The organism is Kineococcus sp. GCM10028916, from assembly GCF_042674865.1.
GTDB lineage: Bacteria > Actinomycetota > Actinomycetes > Actinomycetales > Kineococcaceae > Kineococcus.
The window spans coordinates 117,078-138,054 of the sequence record NZ_JBHTFM010000018.1; the positions used below are offsets into that span (position 1 = coordinate 117,078).

Sequence of the window (20,977 nt, forward strand, 5' to 3'; positions counted from 1 at the left end):
CACCACCGGAGCACAGTGGGCAGGTGCGCAGCGAAGGGCGGTGGGGGATCGACCTCACCATGCCCCAGTCGCTGCTGCTGGCCCTGCACCTGCGCGACGCCGCGGGCCTGCAGCCCCCGACCTCGCCCCTGCTGCCCGACCTCCCGCCGCTGGACCCCGCGGCGATCCCGCTGCACACCGCGGGCGCCGACGTCGCCGGCCTCGAGACCGCGGGACGGCAGTGGGCCACCTGGTGGGCCCGGTCCTTCCCCGGCGGGGCCGACGCCCTCACCTCGATCCTGCCGCCCCGCTACCCGGGACTGAACGGGATGCCCGAACTGCGCGGCCTGGCCGAACTGGGGATGGACGACGCCGTCACCTGGTGCGCCCGGGCCCGCGAGCTGGAGAAGCGGATCATCACCCGCACCGCGACGGCGCTGTTCGAGACCAACCTGCTCACCGACGTCGAGCACGAGCTCGGACGCCGCATCCGGCCGTTCTTCCTGCAGGTGATCGTCCTGCCCGTGGCCGGCGCGCACCACTGGGACGTCGTCGGCCAGCCGGTCATCTCCCTCGGCCTGCGAGCCGACCGGGACGCCTACCTCGTCTGGCTGCGGGAACAGCTGATCGGGATCGGGCACGCGCGGTTCGGGGTCACCGACCACACCGAACGACCCTGACCCCCGCTGACCGCGACCGGAACGACGAAGGGCCCCGACGGTGTCGGGGCCCTTCGCACGTGGGGTGAGTGACGGGACTTGAACCCGCGACTTCCTGGACCACAACCAGGTGCTCTACCAGCTGAGCTACACCCACCACGGCACGCTCGACCGCTGCGCGGCTCACGTGACGGGTCGAGGATACACGGGCGCCGGACTGCTCCGGGACAGGATTCCCGGCGCACCCCGCCGAACGGGTCAGGCCTGGGGTTTGAGCTCGAACTTCGCGCCCGCGGCCTTCGCCGTCTCGGAGTCCGGGCCGGGGTCCGGCACGAACAGCACCTCGCGGTAGTACTTCAGCTCCTGGATGCTCTCGCGGATGTCCGCGAGCGCCCGGTGACCGCCGTGCTTGCTCGGGGTGTTGAAGTACACCCGCGGGAACCAGCGCTTGGCGAGTTCCTTGAGCGAGGACACGTCGATGAGCCGGTAGTGCAGGTGGTCCGTCAGCTGCAGCATGTCGCGGGCCAGGAACGCGCGGTCGGTGTGGACCGAACTGCCGGCCAGCGGCGCCTTGCGGGGCTCGGGGACCCACTTCTTCACGTACTCGAGGACGATCTGCTCGGCCTCCGCCAGCGTCTTGCCGTGGGGGATCTCGTCGAGCAGCCCGGAGGAGGTGTGCATGTCGACGACGACCTTGTCCATGTCGACCAGCGTCTCCGCGGGGGGCTTGATGACCACGTCGACGCCGTCGCCGAGGACGTTGAGGTCGGCGTCGGTGACCAGCACGGCCACCTCGACGAGTGCGTCCTCGGTCAGGCTCAGCCCGGTCATCTCGCAGTCGATCCAGACGATGCGCTCGGTGACCTTGTCGTTGCTCACGGGCTCAGACTAGAGGTCCGCCGGAGCTGGAGGAGCGGGCGACGGGCCAGCCCTTACCCTCGACGCATGTCGGCGTCGCGCGTCCGCGCGTCCGCGCTGCTCCCGTTGAGCGTCCTCGTGCTCGTGGTCTGCGGGCTGCTCAGCCTCACCGCGGTGACCATGGAGGTCGGCCTCCGGGGCGTGCTGCCGGGGCTGGCGCTGGCCGCCGTCCCGGTCGGTCCGGTGCTCGCGACCGTCCTCTGGCTGGACCGGCACGAGGCCGAACCCCCGCACCTGCTCGCCTTCGCGTTCGGCTGGGGCGCCTGCGTCGCGAGCCTGGGCGCGCTCGTCCTGAACACCGGGGTCTCGCGGTTGCTGGACCGCTCGGTGGGGGACGTGACGAACACCTCCGTCTTCGTCGCACCGGTCGTCGAGGAGACGCTCAAGGGGCTCGGGGTCCTGCTGCTCCTGCTCAAGCAGCGCCGGCAGTTCGACGGGGTCGTCGACGGGATCGTCTACGCGGCGTTCGTCGGGGTCGGGTTCGCCTACCTGGAGAACGTCCTCTACCTCGGCCGCGCCCTGGGGGACGACCAGCCGGCGTCGCTGGTGGTGGTGTTCGTGCTGCGCTGCCTGGTGTCGCCCTTCGCGCACCCGCTGTTCACGATGGCCGTGGGGGTCGGGTTGGGGGTCGCGGCCCGCCACCGCCGGGTCTCGTACCGCGTCGGGGCGCCGCTGCTGGGGCTGCTGGTGGCCGCCGTGCTGCACGCGCTGTGGAACGCCAGCGCGGGGTCGGGCACGGCGAACTTCATCGAGGTCTTCCTGCTGCTGCAGGTCCCCGTGTTCGCCGCGGCCGTGGCGGTGGCGCTCGCGGCCCGGGTGCGCGAGGCACGGCTCATCGGTCGCCACCTGCAGGTCTACGTCCGGACGGGGTGGCTGGGGGAGGCGGAGGTCGCGATGCTCGCCTCCGGCACCGGGCGGCGGCGGGCGCGCTCCGTGGCCTCCGGCGCCGGGGGGCGGGACGCCGTGCGGGCCGTGCGCGACTTCCAGGAGACGGCGACGGAACTGGCCTTCCGGCGCGACCGGATGCGGCGGGGGACGAGCGAGTCGAGCCCGGAGGAGGAGCTGGAACTGCTCGAGCGGCTCGCGGTGCAGCGGACGGCGGTGCTGGGGCTGTTGCCGTAGCGCCCAGGCTCACGGGCCGTTCACAGCCGGTCCTGGGCGGGACGGCAAGGTCGTGGCCGAACGTCTCGGCATGACCACCACCACGACGGCGCGCGGCGACGCGGGCACGGGACCGGCCGCGCCGCCCACGGGGCGAGCCCACCACCCGCACTGGGTCCGCTGGGCGACGATCGCGCTGCTGGCGGCGACGGGCGTCCTCCACCTCGTCGACCTCTCGGCCTCCGGCTACGCGAACAGCTTCTACGCGGCGGCCGTGCAGGCGGGGTCGCAGAGCTGGAAGGCCTGGTTCTTCGGCTCCCTCGACACCCAGAACTTCATCACCGTCGACAAACCGCCGGCCTCGCTGTGGGTCAGCGGGATCGCCGCGCGCGTCGTCGGGTTCAGCAGCTGGTCGCTGCTCGTCCCGCAGGCCCTCGAGGGGGTCGGCGCGGTGTGGCTGGTCAACGCCGCGGTCCGCCGCTGGCACGGGCCGGTCGCCGGCCTGATCGCCGGGGCGGCCCTCGCCCTGACCCCCGCAGCCGCGCTGATCTTCCGCTTCGACAACCCCGACGCGCTGCTCGTGCTGCTCATGACCCTCGCCGCCTACTGCACCGTCCGGGCGACGGAGAGGGCGTCGTGGAAGTGGCTGGCCTGGGCCGGGGTCGCGATCGGGTTCGCCTTCCTCACCAAGATGCTGCAGGGCTTCCTCGTCCTGCCCGGTCTGGCCCTGGTCTACCTGTGGGCGGCGCCGACGGGACTCGGCAGGCGCGTCCTGCACCTGCTCGGTGCGGCCGCCGCGGTCGTCGTCGCCGCCGGCTGGTGGGTCCTCGCGGTCACTCTCTGGCCGGGGGAGAAGCCCTACATCGGCGGTTCCACCGACGGCACCGTCATGGACCTCGTCCTCGGCTACAACGGCCTCGGGCGCATCCTCGGCTCCGACGGCAACGGCGGGGGCGGCGGCGGGATGTCCGGCGGGACCCCGGGGTCCAGCTTCGGCGGTACCGCGACCTGGCAGCGCCTGTTCTCCTCCGAGATGGGCAACGAGATCTCCTGGCTGCTGCCCGCGGCGCTGCTCGCCCTAGTCCTCGGGCTGATCGCCCGGGGTCGCGCACCGCGCACCGACCTGAAGCGGGCCTCGCTGATCATGTGGGGCGGCTGGCTGCTCGTCTCCGGGCTGACGTTCGCCTACATGGAGGGGACCGTCCACCCGTACTACACGGTGGCGCTGGCCCCGGCCGTCGCGGCGCTCGCCGCCGGTGGCGGACAGGTCCTCTGGGCCCGTCGGACCCGGGTCCTGGCCCGGGTCGGCCTCGCGCTGGTCCTCGCCTCGGCCGGCGTCTGGGCCTTCGTCCTGCTGCACCGCAACGGGACCTGGGTGTGGGCGGGCTGGCTGCTGATGCTGGTGAGCGTCGCGCTGGCGACCGGGTTCGTCGTGACCCCGGTGCGGATGCGCAAGCTCGCGATCGTCCTGGTGCTCTCGGGCACGATCGTCGGCCTGGGCGGGTCGGCGTCCTACGCGGTGGCCACCGCGGCCACCGCGCACACCGGTTCCATCCCCACGGTCGGGCCGTCGGGCGCTGCGGCCGGCAGCGGCACGGGCGGTGGTTTCGGCGGGGCCGGTGGGTTCGCGGGGCGGACCCAGGACGGCACCACCGGCCAGGCGCCGACGGGTGCGGCGCCGGGCGGGACCACCGGCGGCGGGGAGTCCGCGACCACCAGCAGCGACCTCGTGACCCTCCTGCAGGACGCGGGCACGACGTGGGCGGCGGCGGTGTCGGGGTCGCAGTCGGCGGCCTCGCTCGAACTGGCCAGCAACACCGCCGTCATGGCGATGGGCGGCTGGAGCGACGACCCGACCCCGACGCTCGCGCAGTTCCAGCAGTACGTCGCCGACGGCGACGTCCACTACCTGATCAGCGGCGGGGGCAGGGGCGGGGCAGGAGGTGGCGGCGACTCCGACGCCACGAAGATCCAGGAGTGGGTCGCGGCGAACTACACCGCCCTCACCGTGGGCGGTCAGACCGTCTACGACCTCACCCGGCCGACGACCGCCGGCTGAGCGAGAGCTACCTCACACTGGGGCGCCGCCCGGACTCCCGGGCGGCGCCCCGGTGCGTCCAGGTCGTAACCTTCGGTGGTCCGACGATCTCCTACCAACGAGGGTGAGTCTCGTGCCCGCATCGAACCGCTACGACGCCGTGCTCATCGGGGGCGGGGTCATGAGCGCCACGCTCGCGACGATGCTGGCCGAGGTGGAGCCGGACTGGAAGGTCCTGGTCCTGGAGAAGCTCGACACCGTCGGGGCCGAGAGCTCGGACATGTGGAACAACGCCGGCACCGGCCACTCCGCGCTGTGCGAGCTGAACTACACCCCGGCCACGGCCGACGGCGGGGTCGAGATCAGCAAGGCCGTCGCCATCAACGAGCAGTTCCAGTTGTCACGCCAGTTCTGGTCCCACCTCGTCGAGGAAGGTGTCCTCCCCGACCCCCGCGACTTCATCAACTCCGTCCCGCACATGAGCTTCGTCCGCGGCGGGGACGTCGAGTTCCTCCGCGCCCGTCACGAAGCGCTGAGCCGGCACCCGTTGTTCGCGGGGATGGAGTGGGCCGAGGACCAGGCCACGATCGGGGAGTGGGCCCCGCTGCTCACCCAGGGCCGGGGTGCGGGGGAGAAGGTCGCCGCGACCCGGGCCGGGGCCGGGACGGACGTCGACTTCGGCTCGCTCACCAAGCAGTTGTTCACGGGGGCCGCGAAGGCGGGCGTGGAGCTCCTCACCGGGCACACGGTCAAGGACCTGCGTCGTCGTGGTTCGGGCTGGACCGTCGTGGGGGCGAGTTCGACGGGGAGCTTCGAGATCGCCACCCCGTTCGTGTTCGTCGGTTCCGGCGGTGGAGCGCTGCACCTGCTGCAGCGCAGCGGGATCCCCGAGGGCGAGGGTTTCGGCGGGTTCCCGGTCAGCGGCCAGTGGTTGCGGTGCACGAACCCCGACGTGATCGCCGAGCACGGGGCCAAGGTCTACGGGCAGGCCGAGGTGGGGGCGCCGCCGATGTCGGTGCCGCACCTGGACACCCGCTACGACCACGGCCGGAAGGCCCTGATGTTCGGGCCCTACGCCGGGTTCTCGCCGAAGTTCCTGAAGCAGGGTTCGCTGCTGGACCTGCCGCTGTCCGTGCGCCCGCACAACCTGCTGCCGATGCTCGCCGTGGCCCGCGACAACGTCTCGCTCATGACCTACCTGGGCAAGCAGATCGTGCAGTCCATGGATCAGCGCCTCGACGCGCTGAAGATCTTCTACCCCGACGCCCGCGCCGAGGACTGGGAACTGCTGACCGCGGGTCAGCGGGTCCAGGTGATCAAGAAGGGCAAGCGTGGCGGGGTGCTGCAGTTCGGCACCGAACTCGTCCACGCCGCCGACGGTTCCGTCGCGGCGCTGCTCGGCGCCTCCCCGGGGGCCTCGACGGCCGTCGAGGTGATGCTGCGGCTGCTGCGGCAGTGCTTCCCGGCCCACCAGGACCTCTGGCGTTCCCGGTTGGAGGCGATGGTGCCCTCCTACGGCACGAAGCTCTCCGACGACACCGACCTCCTCACGAAGACGTTGTCCCGCACCAGCGACGTCCTCAAGCTCGCGGCCTGAGCCGTGGCGGTCTCGTTCACCGCGACCGTGGAACTGCACCGCACGACCGCGACCGGGATCGAGGTCCCGGCGGAGGTCGTCACGGCGCTGGACGGCGGGAAGCGGCCGGCCGTCGTCGTCACCTTCGCGGGGTACAGCTACCGCACGACGGTCGGGGTCATGGGTGGACGCAGCCTCGTCCCGATCAGCGCCGAGGTGCGGGCGGCGTCGGGGGTGGCGGCGGGTGACGAGCTCGAGGTCACCCTCGACCTCGACACCGCACCGCGCACCGTCGAGGTGCCGCCCGACCTCGCCCGGGCCCTCGAGGGGACCGGGCTGAGCGCCGCGTTCGAGGCGCTGTCGCCCTCGGCCCGCAAGGCGCACGTCACCTCCGTCGAGGGGGCCAAGGCGGAGGCGACGCGCCTGCGCCGCGTCGAGAAGGTCGTCAGCGACCTCTCCCGCTAGTCGTTCTTCACCGCACCCCAGCCGTGCCAGTTGCCGATCTCGACGAGGACCGTCACCCGCGGGCTGTCGCGGTTGGGGTAGGGGCGACCGGTGTAGTGGGTGGAGACCCGGTCGATGTCGGCGAGGTCGGTGTCGTCGCGGACCTCCACGACGTCCCCCTGCACGCTGACGTGGGTGTACCAGTCGCCCTCGGCCAGGGCGGTCAGCGAGACCTTCGGGTTCGCCTTGAGGTGCCGCAACCGGGCGCGGCTCGCGTCGAGGTTCAGCAGCAGCCTGCCGTCCTCGAACAGGTACCAGGTCGCGACGGTCACCGGGTGGCCGTCGGGGTGGATCGTCGCCATGACGGCCGGGTTCGGCTTCGCGAACAGCGCCGCGACGTCGTCGGGCAGCGGGGGCTTGGGCACGGTTCCTCCAGTGGTGCGCGGGTGGGACGCTGAGCACCGTACGACACCGTCCGCGGAGAGGAACCTGGTGCGCTGGACCGTGCTCGCCTCGCCGCTCGGCGATCTGACGCTGGCCCGCTCCGAGGCCGGGATCGCTGGACTGTGGTTCGCCGACCACCGCGGCGGACCGGGCGCGAGCCGCACCGGACCCGCCGAACGCGACGACACCGCCTTCGACGACGTCGCCGGCCAGCTCGCGGAGTACTTCGCGGGGGAGCGGCGCAGCTTCTACCTGCCGCTGGCCCCGCGCGGGGAGGCGTTCGCCCGCTCCGTGTGGGCGGCGCTGCGCGAGATCCCCTACGGCGAGACGTCGACGTACGGGGCCGTCGCCCGACGTCTCGGCGGCGTCGGGCACGCCCAGGCCGTGGGGGTCGCGAACGGTCGCAACCCGATCTCGATCGTCGTGCCCTGCCACCGCGTCGTCGGTCACGACGGGGCGCTCGTCGGGTACGCGGGCGGGTTGTGGCGCAAGCGCTTCCTGCTCGCCCTGGAGGAACCCGCCGCGGACGACGCGGGGCGCCTGTTCTAGGACGTGGTAGTCCTGGGACCGTGCTGCCCGGTCTCTCCTCGCGTCCGCTGACCCTCGACGACGTGCCCGCGTGGTGGCGGCTGGAGGAACGTTCCGCCGCCCTCGACCACCCCCACTCCCGGGAGGGCGAGGCGTCGTTGCGCTCCCGCCTGGTCGGTGAGGGCTTCGACCCCGCGCGGCAGAGCACCGGGGGTTTCGACGAGGCCGGGGAACTGCGGGCCGTCGGCTGGCTCGGACTGCGCCTCGGGGACACCGAGCACCTGCGGCTGCACTTCACCGGGGTCGTCGACCCCGCCTGGCGCGGACGGGGCGTGGGTCGCGAACTGCTGGCCTGGGCCGAGGCGACCGCCCGGGAACGGGCGGCGTGGCGCCGCGCCGACCTCGGGCGGGACGTCCCCGCCGCCCTGCAGGTGTGGACCGCCGACGACCGCGAGGACCTCGCCCGCCTCTGCGCCGCCGGCGGACTCGGCGTGCGGCGCCACTTCAGCACGATGCGCCTGGACCTGCGTCCCGGCGTGCCCGACGCCCCCGAGCCGCCCACCGGGTACCGCCTCGTCCGGGTGGACGAGCACGGCACCGAGGGGTTGCGGGAGGCGCACAACGAGGTGTTCGCCGACCACTGGGGTTCGCAGCCGCTGACCCCGGCGGACTGGTCGCTGCTCGTCGTCGACAACCCCACGTTCCGGCCCGCGTGGAGCTACCTCGTCCTGCACGGCGAGGAGATCGCCGGGTACGCCGCGGTGCACGCCCACGAGGACGACTGGCCGGCGCTCGGTTTCGGCGAGGCCCACCTCGACACCCTCGGGGTGCGACGCACCCACCGCGGGCACCGGCTGGCCGGGGTGCTGCTGGCCGCCGTCGCCCGCCGCGCCGCCGAGGTCGGACTGGCCGCGGTGGCCCTGGACGTCGACACCGAGAACCCCTCCGGCGCACTGGGTCTCTACGAACGCGCCGGGTACGTCCGGGCCCACGGCGCGACGCTGCACGCCAAGGACCTCTGAGCGGACCTACGCGCCCGCCGTCGGTGCTGCGGACCCGGTGGGCGCGGTGGGCGCGGCGGGCGTCGCACCGTCCGTCGAGGGGGCCCCGGGCGACCCCGCGGGCGGGGCGGGTGCGCCCGCCGGGGGCGTCGGCGGGACCGGGCGACCGACCTCGACGCGGGTCGCGGTGAAGGACCCGTCGGAGGCGACGTCGGCACCGGCGGGCGCCTCGGCGTGCACGTGCTGCCCCACCACGATCGCGGAGGCGTCCGCGGCGGCGCCGTCGGCGAGGACCTCCGCGCCGGACACGTCGACGACGCTGGTGCGTCCGTCCGGTCCGCCGAGGGTGACGCGGTCGCCGTCGACGGCGGTGACCTCACCGTCGGCGCGCAACGGCTCGACGACGACGCGCTGCGCCGCTCCACCGTCGCCGGCGAGGTCGGCGTGCACGTGCTGCCCGACGGTGAGGGCCGAGCGGTCGGCGCTGCCCTCGCCCTGACCGGGTCCCCGGTCCAGGACGACGGTCGTCGCGTCGTCCAGGGTCACGGTCGCCGTCTCCCCGCGGGGTCCGGTGACGACGAGGACGTCCCCGTCGAGGCTGGTGACGGTGCCGTGCGCGTGCAGGGCGTCGTCGACGGGCGGGCCCACGGGCCCGGCAGGGGCGGGGGGCGGCGTCACGGTCCCGGTGCTCGCGCCGGGGCTCGGCGTGGCGGTCCCGTCGGCGAACGCGGCGGTCGCACTCGCACCGGCCACGGCCGTGACGGCCACGAGGGCGCCCAACGCGGTGCGGCGCAGGCGAGCACGGGTACGGGGGGTGTTCGGCACGGTGTTCCTCCAGTCGTCCGGGGTGTCTCCCCGGTCGAGACCACTGGACCCGGTGGACCTGAAGTCGACCTGAAGCGCGGCGTCGCAGCCGCGTTCTTCAGCCGGGCTTCAGGCTCCGGTGTGGCCGCCGGCTCCGGCCTCTGCGATGTTCGGCGGGTGCCCCCCACCGCCGTCCGCGTCCTCTTCGTCGAGGACGACCCCCTCATCGCGGAGTCGGTGGCCGCGGCGCTGACCGCGGCCGGGATGGTGGTGCACAGCCAGGCGGACGGGAGCGACCTGCCCACCGTCCTCGACGCCTTCCGCCCTGACATCGCCGTGCTCGACGTGATGCTCCCCGGCGAGGACGGTCTCTCGCTGGCCCGCCGGGTCTGCGTCCCCCGCGACGTCCCCGTCGTCTTCGTCACCGCCCGCGACGCCGTCGACGACCGGCTGTCCGGGTTCGACGCCGGCGCCGACGACTACCTCGTCAAACCCTTCGCCGTCGAGGAACTCCTCGTCCGGCTGCGGGCCGTGCTGCGCCGCGCCGGCCGGGCGCCGCAGGTCGTGCAGGTCGACGACCTCGTCCTCGACGAGTCCGCCGCGGTCGCGGTGCGGGCGGGGGAGCGCCTCGACCTGACGGCCACGGAGTTCAGGCTGCTGGCCCAGCTCGTCCGCCACCGCGGACGCACCCTGTCGAAGTTGCAGCTGCTGACCCAGGTCTGGGGGTACGAGCACTACGACCAGAACCTCGTCGAGGTCCACGTCAGTGCGCTGCGCCGCAAGCTGGAGGAGCACGGACCGCGCATCGTGCACACCGAACGCGGCATCGGCTACGTCCTGCGGGCCGACCTCACCCCCCGCCGGGACGGGTGAGGCGTGCGCACCGTCTCACTGCGGCGGCGGGTCGTCGCCGTGTCCGCCGCCGTCGTCGTCCTGCTGCTGCTCGCCGTCGGGGTCTTCGTCGACGCTGACCTGGGCTCGCGGCTGCGCGACGACGCCCGCGCCCGACTCGTCGGGCTGGCCGACCTCGGGGTCCAGCTCGACGGGGTCGTCGACGACCAGACCCTGGTGAACCGCCTCGCCACCGCCGGGGCCTCGGCGGAGCTGCGGACCGACGGGGGCACCGTCGTGGGGCGACCGGGTCCCGGTGCCGGTCCGGCGGCGGGTCCCCCCGGCCCGGCCGCTGCCGCGCCCGGGCCCGCGCCCGACGTCGTCGAGGACGGGGACCTGCTGCGGGTCGAGCGGGAGCTGGGCGACGGGCGGGTGCTGGAGGTGACGACCTCGCTGCGCCCCGTCGAGGACGCCCGGTCGCAGTTCCGGCGTTCGATGCTGTGGGGTGGGGCCATCGGCGTCGTCGTGGCCGTCCTCGCCCTCTGGTTGCTCCTCGGCCGGGCCCTCGTCCCGCTGGACACGATGACCCGCACGGCCCGGTCCATCGCCGCCGGCGACCGCGGCCGACGACTGGCGCCGGACCGGGCGGGAACGGAACTCGGACGGGTCGCGGTCGCCTTCGACGAGATGCTGGACTCCCTCGAGGGTGCGGAGTCCCGCGCTTCGCAGGCCCGGGACCGGTTGCAGCGCTTCCTGTCCGACGCCGCCCACGACCTGCGGACACCGCTGGCCGCGGTGGTCGCCGCCGCGGAACGGCTGCTGCTCGACAGCGGTTCCCGCGAGCAGCGCGAGGAGGCCGCGGTGCGGATCGTGCGGGAGGCCCGCCGCGCGGGCCGGTTGGTGACCGACCTGCTCGCGGTGTCGCGGCTGGAGGAGGTCCGCCCGCAGCCGTCGCCGCTGGACCTCGCCGACGTCGTCCGCACGGCCGTCCACGACGCGGCACCCGGGGCGCCCGTGGAGGTCCGGGCCGTCGCCGTGCCGTTGCGCGCCGACGCCGAACACGTGCGGCGGGTCGTGGTGAACCTCCTCGCCAACGCCCGCGTCGCCGCGCCCGGGGGACGCGTCGTCGTCGTGGTCGACCGCGCCGACGACGGCCGCTGGGGACGTGTCGTCGTGGCCGACGACGGGCCCGGCATCGCCCCCGCCGACCGGGAACTCGTCTTCGGACGCCTCGTCCGCCTCGACCCCTCCCGCACCGGCGACGGGGGAGCGGGGCTCGGGTTGTCGATCTCGCGCGGGCTGGCCCGGGCCGCGGGCGGGGACCTGCGCTGCGCGGACCCCGACGACCCGACGCTGCCGCCGGACCTCCCGGCCGGCGCCGTGCTCGTCCTCACCCTGCCCGCGGGCTGAGCCGGGTCAGAGCATCCGGCGCACGTGCTCCACGACGGCGTCGGCCGACGCCTCGACCTGTTCCAGGGTCTGCTCGAAGTCCTCGCGGCCGCCGTACCAGGGGTCGGCCATGTCCGGACCGGACCCCTCGGCGCCCGGTTCGAAGGACCGGTAGAGCCGGACCTCCGCGTCGGGGTCCTGGCTGCGCAGCCACTGCGCGTGCCGGGCCGTCATGGCCAGCAGCAGGTCCCGGTGCGCGATCTCGTCGACCGTGACCTGGTGGGCCCGGTGGGTGGGCACCTCGTAGCCGTGCTCGCGCAGCACCGCCGCGGCGCGCCGGTCGATCGGGTTGCCGTCCTCCTCGTCGGAGATGCCCGAGGAGTCGACCACCACCCGCCCGGCGAGCCCGGCCGCCGCGAGCCGGTCACGCAGGACCACCTCGGCGATCGGGGATCGACAGATGTTGCCCGTGCAGACGGTCATGATGCGCAGAGGATCGGTGCTCACCCGCACAGTCTGTCGAACTCGACCGCCGCGTCCCCTTGTGGGCCGGCTGTGAGTGGTGAAAGCTCACAGCGCGCACAGGTCGTGCCCCTTCCGGGGGAAGGGTCACCCGTGCCACGACCCAGGAGGAGATTCATGGTCCACCCCTCGCGCGGCGGCCGACTGGCCCTGGCCGCCCTGTCGGTGACGGCGCTCGCGATCCCGGCGTCGGCGACCGCTGCCTCGGCCGAGCCGTCCCTGCTGTCGGTGCCGCTGGCCTCCGACATGAAGCTCGTCGACGGGAACTACAAGGGCGGGCGCCCGCTGCCGCTGACGTCCCAGGCGGACGCGGGTGCTGCGCGGACGACGCTGTCCGCCCCGCAGGCGCGCAGCGGCGGTGGGGTTCAGGTCGGTGACGAGAAGGACTGGCCGTCCCTCATCGACGGGGGCGTCACCCCCGACGGCGAGGTGTTCGACACCGCCATCGACGTCCGCGGTTACACCCTCAAGGGTCTCGGCGACCACATCGAGGTCTGGGTCGCCGACGACCTCAGCTTCCCCGAGGGCGACTGCCGCAACACCCTCTCCGACGGGGCGCTGACGTCGGTCACCGACGCCCAGGCCCAGAGCTTCGCCGACGAGTTCGACGACAACATGCTGCCGAAGGAGTCCGAGGCGTTCTCGGTCGCCCCCGACCGCGACGGGTCGAACCAGGTGTTCAGCTCGCTCTTCCCCGACGGCACCTACCCGGCCGACTACTGGAACGGCGAGGGGGACCGGACCGTCGCGCTCATCGACAACGTGCGCGACCAGAACTACTACGACCCGACCAACGTCAACGGCCGCACCTACATCGGCGGGTTCTTCTACTCGACGTTCAACGAGCTCCTCGACCGCAACGTCATGACCATCGACGGGTTCGACTGGCTCCACCGCACCGGCACCAACCCGCCGGACGACTCCGACGACCCCGCCTACCAGGCCTGCGCGGACTTCCTGCAGCGTCCCGGCCTCGGTGAACCCCGGGTGCGCAACTACGAGGGCACCTTCGCCCACGAGTACCAGCACCTGCTGCAGTACTACACCGACTCCGACGAGGTGAACTGGGTCAACGAGGGGCTCTCGGACTGGGCGCAGACCCTCGTCGGTTACGTCGACCCGTCGGTCCCGCTGGACGACCCGACGGCCGACAGCCACCTCTCCTCGTTCTTTGGCTGGAACCCCACGCAGAGCTTCGGCGGCCCGGAGCAGTCGATCACCCAGTGGGGTGACCAGGGCGCTCCGGAGACCCTCGCGGACTACGGCGCCACCTACGCGTTCATGCTCTACCTCGCCGACCACTTCGGTGGTGACGAGTTCATGAGCGCCCTGCACAACGAACCCGCGAACGGGCTCGCCGGTCTGCAGAACGTCCTCGACCAGTTCGGCTACGACGACGACGCCCTCGACGTCCTGCACGCCTACCTGGCCTCCAACGCCGTGGACGCCGCGATCGACGGCGGGGCGAGCGTGAAGCACGGGAACGCCGCGGACCTCACCTCGGGCGCGTTGTCCGGGATGGTCAACTGGGACACCCCGCAGGCCTACGACTCGCCCGGGGCCCCGGTCAACGGCGCGGACTACGTCCGGCTACGCAACCTCGACGGCTACCTCTCCGACGGTTTCGTGAGCTTCGTCGGGGCGAGCAACTACCCGGTCAGCCCGGTCGAGTGGACCTCCGAGGACGGCAACCTCACCTCGGGCAAGGGCGACAACCTCGACCGCGCGATCGTGCGTTCCGTCGACGTCCCCGCGGACGACCCGACGATCACGCTGGACCTCGCCCTGGACACCGAGGAGGGCTACGACTACTTCTACGTCCAGGTCTACGACGAGGCGACGGGGACGTGGGTCAACCTGCCCACCGCCGACGCCGACCCCACCACGGGCGGGCTCAGCGGCGTCGTCAACGGTGAGACGGTCTTCGACGCCTCCTCGGTGGCCGGCCGGACCGTCGACGTGGCCCTGCGCTACGTCACCGACGGCGGGGTCTCCAACCCCGGCGTGACGGTGAAGTCGGTCCGTGTCGGGGGGAACGAACTCCCTGACGCGATGGACCTCTCGACCTGGCAGTCGCTGACCCAGGCGCACCCGATCCCGGTGGCGGGCTGGACGGTTCAGCTCGTCGGGTACTCCGGCGACGAGGTGTCCGTGGTGAAGCTGCCCGTCGTGAAGGCCCCCTGGGGCTGGACGACGGTGGCTCCGGTCTCGCTCGTCCTCGGGTTCACCCCCGACGTCGCCGCGGTGCTCGTGACCGCGGACGACCCGACCGAGACGGCGCCGTCCTACGCGCCGTACCAGATGTTCGCCAACGGGATCCTGCAGCCCGGCGGTGGCTCGGGCGCCTGAGCCCGGACGCAGGACGGCCCCGGAACCCTCGCGGGTTCCGGGGCCGTCGTGCGTCCGCGTGGGTCAGACGATCGCGAAGAGCACGTACCCGCCGACGGCCAGCACCAGCACGATCGTGGCGAGGACCGTCGGGTTGCGGTACCAGCCGGCCTCGCGCGGGACGGCGCGCACCGAGGCGGGGGTGAGGGACCAGACGAGGCCCTTCAGGTCCGCCTCCGGTTTCGGCGTCCCGCCGCGGGAGACGAGCCAGCCGACGAGCACCGCCACGACCGTGGCGACGCCGCCGCCGAGGAAGCTGGAACCCTGCCCGGACAACGAGATCACCCCGACCTGGTTCAGCACGAACACGAACACCGCGCTGAGCGTCCCCGAGAGCAGACCCCAGAAACCGGCCGTCCCGGTGAGCTTCTTCCAGAACAGGCCGAACGCGAACACCGCGAACAGCGGGACGTTGAAGAACGAGAACAACGTCTGGATGTAGTCCATGATGTTGCTGAACCCGGCGGCGATGAACGCGGTGCCGATGGCCAGCGCGGTCCCGACGACGGTCACGATGCGGCCGACCTTGAGGTAGTGCGCGTCGTCCTTGCCCGGTCGCAGCCAGTCCTGCCACAGGTCGTAGGTGAAGACCGTGTTGAAGGAGCTGACGTTCGCGGCCATGCCGGCCATGAACGCCGCGAGCAGACCGGCGAGCGCCACCCCGAGGAAGCCGTTGGGCAGCAGTTCACGCAGCAGCAGCGGGACGGCGTCGTTGTAGGTGACGTCGCTCGGCAGGCCCTTCTTGAGGCTCTCGATGCCGGGGATCAGGACCGCGGCGATCATGCCGGGGATGATGATGACCAGCGCGATGAGCACCTTGGGAATGGCCGCGATGAGCGGGGTGCGCTGCGCCGCCGCGGCGTTGCGGGCGGAGAACGCCCGCTGCACCTCGGTGAAGTTGGTCGTCCAGTAGCCGAAGCTGGTGACGAAACCCAGGCCGAGGACGACGCCGAACGTGGAGCCCACGGCACTGCCGATCCCGGTGAGGTCCTGGGCGGGGAACGCCTGCAGCATGTTCTGGCTGCCCTGGTCGGTCAGGCGCGAGACGAGCCCGTCCCAGCCGCCGACGCGGTGCAGGCCGACGAGGGTGATGGGGACCATCGTCACGACGATGACGAAGAACTGCAGGACCTCGTTGTAGATCGCGGCGGAGAGGCCACCGAGGAACGTGTAGGCCAGGACGATGACGCCGGCGACGACGATCGCCAGCCACGTCGGCCAGCCCAGCAGGGCGTTCACGACGATGGCCATCGCGTAGAGGTTCACGCCGGCCAGCAGGACGGAGGCGATGGCGAACAGCAGGCCCTGCAGGCGCTGGGTCTTCGCGTCGAAGCGGCGGCCGAGGAACTCCGGGACGGAGCGGACCTTCGAGCCGTAGTAGAACGGCATCATCACCAGCGCGAGGAACACCATCGCCGGGATCGCGCCGATCCAGTAGTAGTGGAACGCCTGCTCACCGAACTGGGCGCCGTTGGCGGCCTGGCCGAGGAGCTCGGTGGCGCCGAGGTTGGCGGAGACGAAGGCGAGTCCGGTGACCCAGGCGGGCAGGCTGCGACCCGAGAGCAGGAAGTCCAGGCTCGAGGAGACGCTGCGGCGCGCGATGAGGCCGATGCCCAGGACGATGAGGAAGTAGAACCCGACGAGCAGGTAGTCGATGAGGTGGGCGTCGATGCGCAGGTTCGACGCGGTGGCCACGCTCGTCGCGAGGGTGGCGCTCACTTCGCGTCCTCCCCGTCAGGGAGGTCGGCGGCGTCGGTGGCCGGCGCCTCGGCGTGGAGCGGTTTCGCCACGGTCCAGCCGATGAAGAGCGCGGACAGGACCAGCATGCCGATCCCGGTCCACAGGTTGAGGTTGATGCCGCCCGTCTTGGCGCGGTCGGCGTCGGTGAACGACACCAGTCCGTAGATGAGGCAGACCACGCCGTAGACGGCGAACAGGCCGCCGATCACGGTGCGGATGTCGAAGAGGACGTCGGCCTTGCCGTCGCCCCCCGTGCGTCGTGCAGACACGAGTCAGCTCCAGTGCAACGTTGAAGGATCGGCGGATACCTTTGCATGAGGCAACCGTTGCCACGCAACCGGGGTCCGGTGTGGCCGGGGTCACACCGGCCCGATCGTGACGTTCCGGGATCCAGGCACTCGACCGCTTCGAAGACCGGAGGAGACGTCGAGCCGCAGGGGCTCGTGGAGGAGGCGGAGCAGTGGTGGACGATCGGATCAGCCGCGAAGCGGCCGCGTCGCGCGTCGCGTCGTGGACGGCCGACGAGGTGGACGTCCTGCGCGCCGTGGCCCGGGGACTCCCCGCGAGCGTCGTCGCGGAGCACCGGCGGACCACCCTGGCCCAGGTCGGCGCCACGCTCGCCTCGGCCCGGGGGAAGGCGTCCGTCACCTCCACGCAGGCCGCGGTCGGGCTCGCCCGGGAGGCCGGGCTCCTGGACTGACGGCGCAGGTCAGCGGGCCGGAACCGCGTCCACGCGGGACCGCAGACCGTCCACGACCGCGACGAGACCCGCGGGCGCCGCCGTGGCGGGGACGTCGAACACGATGCCGAGGTCGTGACCACCGGCACGGTCCTGACCCTGGTCACGGCGCCCGCGGAGGTCGACGGTGGGGCCAGTGCACGACGACGCGGGTACCGACCCCGACGCGCTGGGTCGACGCGGTGGTGACCCACGCGCCTCCGAGCCCCAGGTCCAGCGCCTTCGCGGGGTTCTCCCGGCCCTCGACGCGCAGCACGACGTCCGGCGGACAGGGGAACCGCGAGACCCGGCGCCGCTCCGCGGTGGCCGCGAGATCACCCGTCTGGCGGGCACCGTCGACCGCGGCGGCGATCTCGTCGGTCCCGCCGACGGGTGCCGGCACGGCGCGCAGGCCGCGGAGCACGGCGTGGGCGTCGGCCCGGACCGTCGCCACCGTCGTGGCGATCTCGTGGGTCGAGCCGGCCGTCGTCGCCGCGAGCGCCTTCTCGTCGATGACGTCCGTGGAGGCCCCGGCGTCGGCGACCTGCCCCTCGAACTGCCCGGCCGTCACGACCCGGTCCGCCTCCGACCTCACCGTCGCGGTCTCGAGGTCGGCCCGGCCGCGACCGCACCGACGACGAGGACCTCCACGTCCCGGGTGGGACAGGTGGCGATCAGTTGATCTTGAGCCCCGCACCACGCATGCGCTTCTTGCTCCGCTGCACCGATTCCTTGAACGCCCGGATGACCTTGATCCCGCGGCGACGGAAACCGATGACGTCCATCGCGCCGTCGAGCAGCGCCTGCTCCTGCACCTCCAGTCCCAGGCGGGCGAACGTCAGGGCGACCGCGGCGTCGACGACCGCGGGCGGGGTCTGGTCCACGTTGGGGTGCCCGCCGTTCAGGCCGGCGAGGAACTCCGCGACCCTCGTCTCGGCGTCCGCGGCGGAACCGAGACCCTTGGGCAGCTCGAGTTCGGCGGGTTCTTCGAGTTCGGCGGGTTCTTCGAGTTCGGCGGGTTCTTCGACGACGGCGGGTTCTTCGACGACGGCGGGTTCTTCGACGACGGCGGGTTCTTCGACGACGGCGGGTTCTTCGACGACGGCGGGTTCTTCGACGACGGCGGGTTCTTCGACGACGGCGGGTTCTTCGACGACAACGGGTTCTTCTCGGGTGCGGTCCAGGTCGGTGAACCGGGCGAGGGCGTCGGTGATCCTGCGGGTCGTCCCGCGCGGATCCCGGAACCAGTCGAGCGCAGGGACCGTGAGGTGGCCCACGCGTGCACCCGCCAGTCGGGCGGGGCGGGCGATCTCGCGGTCGCGCACCGTCGCCAGCGCAGCGTACGCGGGACCGTCGAGGTCGACGGCGAGGGCGGGGAGTTCGCCGGCGCGTGCGGCCACGACCAGGTCGACGACGCGACCGGCCACCACCTCACCCGTGGTGACCGCCACCGTGCCGCGCAACGCCGCGGCCAGGGACTCGCGGAAGGTCTCGATCGCGGGGGTGGCGACGGCCGCCGGCCACCCGAGTTCGTGGGGTTCCACCGAGCGGACCGTCCGGGTCCAGGCGGAACCCGGGTCCGTCGCGCCGGTCGAGTGGACCACGACCAGTTGACGGGCTCGACCGGCCAGGTCCAGCACGCGCGCGGTCTCGAACTCCTGCGCGTCCACCACGACCAGGACGTCGTACCCGCCATCGGGTGTCGCGGTGCGGGCCGGGCGGACGGTGCCCTCGGTGACGGACGCCCTCAGATCCTCGGCGGCACGGGTCCGCCGCCCCGTCGCCAGCTCGCGGAGGTCCCGCCCCGGGTCGACGGAGGGTCCGGTGGTCCGTTCCTCGGTGAGCGCTCGCAGCCACACCGCGCGGACCAGCTGCTCGACGTCGGCCGCGGAGGCGCCCGTGGGCAGCGCTGAACGGAGTTCGTCGAGCTCGGGGGCACCGATCGGCAGCGGCTCGCGGACCGGGGTGTTCGTCAGGGACTCGGCCTGCTCGGCCAGGGGGACGAACTCCGCCACCTCGAACTCGGCCAGGTCGGCGGGGACCCCGGGGAGCGCGCCCGCCGCCGTGCGCAGCGACCGGCGGACGAGTTCGACCTGGCGGGCGAGGTCGGGGCGGACGGGCCAGGTGGCCGGTGTGCCCGAGGACTGTTCGGCCCACGCGTCCTGCAGCACCTGCAGCGCGTCGACGTCGGCCACCCCGAACGCACCGTCGTGACGCAGGCCGGCGAGGCGCTTCACCTCGCGGCGGCGGTCACGTTCCTCGCTGCTCAGGAAGGAGCGCTGCGGGCGGGTCAGGACCTCACGGGCCCGGGCCAGGTCGGTGCGGAACGCCGCCGGCAGGTAGGTGCTCCGGGCCGCCTCGACGCGGCCGAGCAGTTCCAGGGCGCGGTCGAGGTCGGCGAGGGTCCGGGGCCGGTGCCAGGCCAGGTCGAGCACCAGACGCTCGGTCAGCGAGGTCAGGTCCCGCAGCTGGGCGGGGAGCGCCGTGACCGCGGCGACCTCGTCCTCGGAGCGCCCGGCGAGCGGGTCCGCCGGTGCGCCCGTCCCGCCCCGCAGGGCCTCCGCGACGTCCTCCCGGGCGCTCGCGGACCACGTCGCCGCCCCCGGCTGCAGCGGCGGGTGCACGTGCTGGGCCCGGAGGGCGACGAGTTCGGCCACCGCCTCGAAGAGGCTCGGGGCACCGTCCGCCACCGGCTCGCCGGGTCGGTCCGCGCGCTGTTCCAGCTCCGAGACCAGCGCGGCCCAGCGTTGCGGGTCGTCCTCGACCGCGACGGGCAGCGGAGCCGGGGTCACCCCGTCCAGCAGCGGGACACCGAGCGCCGACACCTCGGCGCCGACCCGCGCGGCGGAGGAGCCGGCGAGGAGGCCGACGTCAGCGCCGTGGGCGAGCAGCACCGCCAGCAGCCCGGCGACGAACGCGGCCGCCTCCTCGCCCGCGTCGACGGCCACCGGCCCGCCGCCCAGGACGGCCCCCACCGCGCGGCTGTGCCGGGACGTCGCGCTCTCGGGGAGCAGGTCGAACCAGGACGCAGCGTCCGGTCCCTCGTCCTGCACGCGCAGCACGGGGACCGCCGCGTCGCTGCGCAGCGCGTCCAGCAGCTGGGTGTGCAGGGCGGCGTTCGGGACGTGGGGGGCGTACGGGTCGGAGCTCACGTTCGGAAAGTACCGGGCGGAGCGGGGTCACGGCTCGTGCGGGCGTCGACCAGGGCCGCTGAAACCGTCGACGGCCCGCACCACGCCCGCCGGCCCATCGGCGGAGGTGGGCTGTGGAGCACCCACCCATCCTCCCGTGACCCACGGGGGCGATCGGCCGAGACCTCGCGGAGGATGTCGGGGTGGAGGAGGAACCGGTCGTCCTGGGGGCCGTCGGGATCCGACGTGCGGTGGTGACCGCGGTCGGGGCCCTCGTCGTGGTCGGGGTGCTGGCCTGGTGGAACCCGTGGGGAGCCGCGGGGGTCCTCGGCTACGTCGGCGGCTACGTCGCCGTGGCCGCTCTCTGCGTCGTCTGGTCGGTGCTGGTCCACCGCGCCGACCGGGTCCGGTTGGAGGGGGAGGCCGTCGTCGTCGTCCGCCGAGGCGGGGAGACCTCCTACCCGTGGGCCGAGGTGCTCGAGGTGTCCTGGTCGACGACGACCTGGCCCTACGCCGGCAGCGGTCCGGTCCTGCGCCTGCGCGGCGGGGCCTACGACACCCCGGGGCCGAACGCGCCGGCGCAGATCGCGAGCCTGCCCGTCTTCGGACGCGGCGCCGCGGAGACCGTGGCGCTGCTGCGGCGGGCCGCCGAGGCGCACGGCGTCCCCTACACGCCGAAGCTCCTCGAACTCATCACGACGGGGAAGCGGAGCCCCCGGCTCCCGGGGGAGCGGCGCGATGCCCGCGGCGGGTCCCTCTGAGCCCC

General features: G+C 73.3%; 20 protein-coding genes and 1 tRNA gene. 12 read left to right on the forward strand and 9 right to left on the reverse strand.

Translation table 11 applies throughout. The features are described 5' to 3' along the window. Window positions 1-23 precede the first annotated feature (23 nt). Window positions 24-659: a hypothetical protein gene (locus ACFQ46_RS19610; protein WP_380261208.1), complete on the forward strand. Its 636-nt coding sequence runs from the start codon at window positions 24-26 to the stop codon at window positions 657-659. Window positions 660-719: 60 nt separating this feature from the next. Here ACFQ46_RS19610 and ACFQ46_RS19615 read toward each other — a convergent pair. Both ACFQ46_RS19615 and orn read right to left on the reverse strand, forming a co-directional pair. Beyond that, window positions 720-795 (reverse strand) — tRNA-His (locus tag ACFQ46_RS19615). A 101-nt stretch (window positions 796-896) separates the two neighbouring features. Then, window positions 897-1,517, reverse strand: a complete 621-nt coding sequence (gene orn / locus ACFQ46_RS19620; RefSeq protein ID WP_380261210.1) for an oligoribonuclease — start codon at window positions 1,515-1,517, stop codon at window positions 897-899. Between the two features lie 66 nt (window positions 1,518-1,583). Here orn and ACFQ46_RS19625 point away from each other — a divergent pair, with 66 nt between their 5' ends. The 4 genes from ACFQ46_RS19625 (at window position 1,584) to ACFQ46_RS19640 (ending at window position 6,736) form a co-directional block, all read left to right on the forward strand. Continuing rightward, complete coding sequence (locus tag ACFQ46_RS19625; RefSeq protein ID WP_380261212.1) at window positions 1,584-2,678, forward strand: PrsW family intramembrane metalloprotease; 1,095 nt, start codon at window positions 1,584-1,586, stop codon at window positions 2,676-2,678. Between the two features lie 70 nt (window positions 2,679-2,748). After that, entirely contained in the window at window positions 2,749-4,716 is a 1,968-nt protein-coding gene (locus ACFQ46_RS19630; protein WP_380261214.1) for an ArnT family glycosyltransferase, read from the forward strand. A 103-nt stretch (window positions 4,717-4,819) separates the two neighbouring features. Continuing rightward, complete coding sequence (locus ACFQ46_RS19635) at window positions 4,820-6,292, forward strand: malate:quinone oxidoreductase (RefSeq protein ID WP_380261216.1); 1,473 nt, start codon at window positions 4,820-4,822, stop codon at window positions 6,290-6,292. Window positions 6,293-6,295: 3 nt separating this feature from the next. Then, window positions 6,296-6,736, forward strand: a complete 441-nt coding sequence (locus tag ACFQ46_RS19640; RefSeq protein WP_380261218.1) for a YdeI/OmpD-associated family protein — start codon at window positions 6,296-6,298, stop codon at window positions 6,734-6,736. Here ACFQ46_RS19640 and ACFQ46_RS19645 read toward each other — a convergent pair. After that, window positions 6,733-7,140, reverse strand: coding sequence for a TIGR03618 family F420-dependent PPOX class oxidoreductase (locus ACFQ46_RS19645; protein ID WP_380261220.1), 408 nt, complete (start codon window positions 7,138-7,140; stop codon window positions 6,733-6,735). The genes ACFQ46_RS19640 and ACFQ46_RS19645 overlap by 4 nt on opposite strands. Before the next feature lie 67 nt (window positions 7,141-7,207). Here ACFQ46_RS19645 and ACFQ46_RS19650 point away from each other — a divergent pair, with 67 nt between their 5' ends. After that, the gene (locus tag ACFQ46_RS19650) at window positions 7,208-7,708 is read left to right on the forward strand and encodes a methylated-DNA--[protein]-cysteine S-methyltransferase (protein ID WP_380261222.1); all 501 of its coding nucleotides are present in this window, start codon (window positions 7,208-7,210) and stop codon (window positions 7,706-7,708) included. Window positions 7,709-7,728: 20 nt separating this feature from the next. After that, the gene (locus ACFQ46_RS19655; RefSeq protein ID WP_380261224.1) at window positions 7,729-8,709 is read left to right on the forward strand and encodes a GNAT family N-acetyltransferase; all 981 of its coding nucleotides are present in this window, start codon (window positions 7,729-7,731) and stop codon (window positions 8,707-8,709) included. A gap of 6 nt (window positions 8,710-8,715) precedes the next feature. On the opposite strand, the gene ACFQ46_RS19660 is transcribed toward ACFQ46_RS19655, so the two are convergent. After that, window positions 8,716-9,513 carry a hypothetical protein gene (locus ACFQ46_RS19660; protein ID WP_380261226.1) on the reverse strand — a complete coding sequence of 266 codons (798 nt, stop codon included), beginning with the start codon at window positions 9,511-9,513 and terminating at the stop codon, window positions 8,716-8,718. Between the two features lie 156 nt (window positions 9,514-9,669). On the opposite strand from ACFQ46_RS19660, the gene ACFQ46_RS19665 reads away from it, so the two are divergent. Both ACFQ46_RS19665 and ACFQ46_RS19670 read left to right on the forward strand, forming a co-directional pair. Continuing rightward, on the forward strand, window positions 9,670-10,365 hold the full coding sequence (locus tag ACFQ46_RS19665) for a response regulator transcription factor (protein WP_380261228.1): 696 nt from the start codon (window positions 9,670-9,672) through the stop codon (window positions 10,363-10,365). A 3-nt stretch (window positions 10,366-10,368) separates the two neighbouring features. Then, window positions 10,369-11,733, forward strand: coding sequence for an ATP-binding protein (locus tag ACFQ46_RS19670; protein ID WP_380261230.1), 1,365 nt, complete (start codon window positions 10,369-10,371; stop codon window positions 11,731-11,733). Window positions 11,734-11,739: 6 nt separating this feature from the next. On the opposite strand, the gene ACFQ46_RS19675 is transcribed toward ACFQ46_RS19670, so the two are convergent. Then, window positions 11,740-12,195, reverse strand: coding sequence for a low molecular weight protein-tyrosine-phosphatase (locus ACFQ46_RS19675; protein WP_380261549.1), 456 nt, complete (start codon window positions 12,193-12,195; stop codon window positions 11,740-11,742). Window positions 12,196-12,351: 156 nt separating this feature from the next. Here ACFQ46_RS19675 and ACFQ46_RS19680 point away from each other — a divergent pair, with 156 nt between their 5' ends. Then, window positions 12,352-14,583, forward strand: a complete 2,232-nt coding sequence (locus tag ACFQ46_RS19680; protein ID WP_380261232.1) for a peptidase M6 — start codon at window positions 12,352-12,354, stop codon at window positions 14,581-14,583. A gap of 63 nt (window positions 14,584-14,646) precedes the next feature. Here the strand turns inward: ACFQ46_RS19680 and ACFQ46_RS19685 are convergent, their stop codons facing one another. Next, window positions 14,647-16,341 (reverse strand): sodium:solute symporter family protein, encoded by a 1,695-nt coding sequence (locus ACFQ46_RS19685; protein WP_380261234.1) that lies wholly within the window; start codon window positions 16,339-16,341, stop codon window positions 14,647-14,649. After that, window positions 16,338-16,631, reverse strand: coding sequence for a hypothetical protein (locus tag ACFQ46_RS19690; protein ID WP_380261236.1), 294 nt, complete (start codon window positions 16,629-16,631; stop codon window positions 16,338-16,340). Before ACFQ46_RS19690 ends, ACFQ46_RS19685 begins: the two co-directional genes overlap by 4 nt. A 194-nt stretch (window positions 16,632-16,825) precedes the next feature. On the opposite strand from ACFQ46_RS19690, the gene ACFQ46_RS19695 reads away from it, so the two are divergent. Next, window positions 16,826-17,062: a hypothetical protein gene (locus ACFQ46_RS19695; protein ID WP_380261238.1), complete on the forward strand. Its 237-nt coding sequence runs from the start codon at window positions 16,826-16,828 to the stop codon at window positions 17,060-17,062. Between the two features lie 142 nt (window positions 17,063-17,204). Here the strand turns inward: ACFQ46_RS19695 and ACFQ46_RS19700 are convergent, their stop codons facing one another. Together ACFQ46_RS19700 and ACFQ46_RS19705 are read right to left on the reverse strand one after the other, a co-directional pair. After that, complete coding sequence (locus ACFQ46_RS19700; protein WP_380261240.1) at window positions 17,205-17,675, reverse strand: hypothetical protein; 471 nt, start codon at window positions 17,673-17,675, stop codon at window positions 17,205-17,207. A 79-nt stretch (window positions 17,676-17,754) separates the two neighbouring features. Continuing rightward, window positions 17,755-20,232, reverse strand: a complete 2,478-nt coding sequence (locus ACFQ46_RS19705; protein ID WP_380261242.1) for a hypothetical protein — start codon at window positions 20,230-20,232, stop codon at window positions 17,755-17,757. Window positions 20,233-20,414: 182 nt separating this feature from the next. Between ACFQ46_RS19705 and ACFQ46_RS19710 the strand changes: the two genes are divergently transcribed. Next, window positions 20,415-20,972 (forward strand): hypothetical protein, encoded by a 558-nt coding sequence (locus ACFQ46_RS19710; RefSeq protein ID WP_380261244.1) that lies wholly within the window; start codon window positions 20,415-20,417, stop codon window positions 20,970-20,972. The last annotated feature ends 5 nt before the right edge of the window (window positions 20,973-20,977 follow it).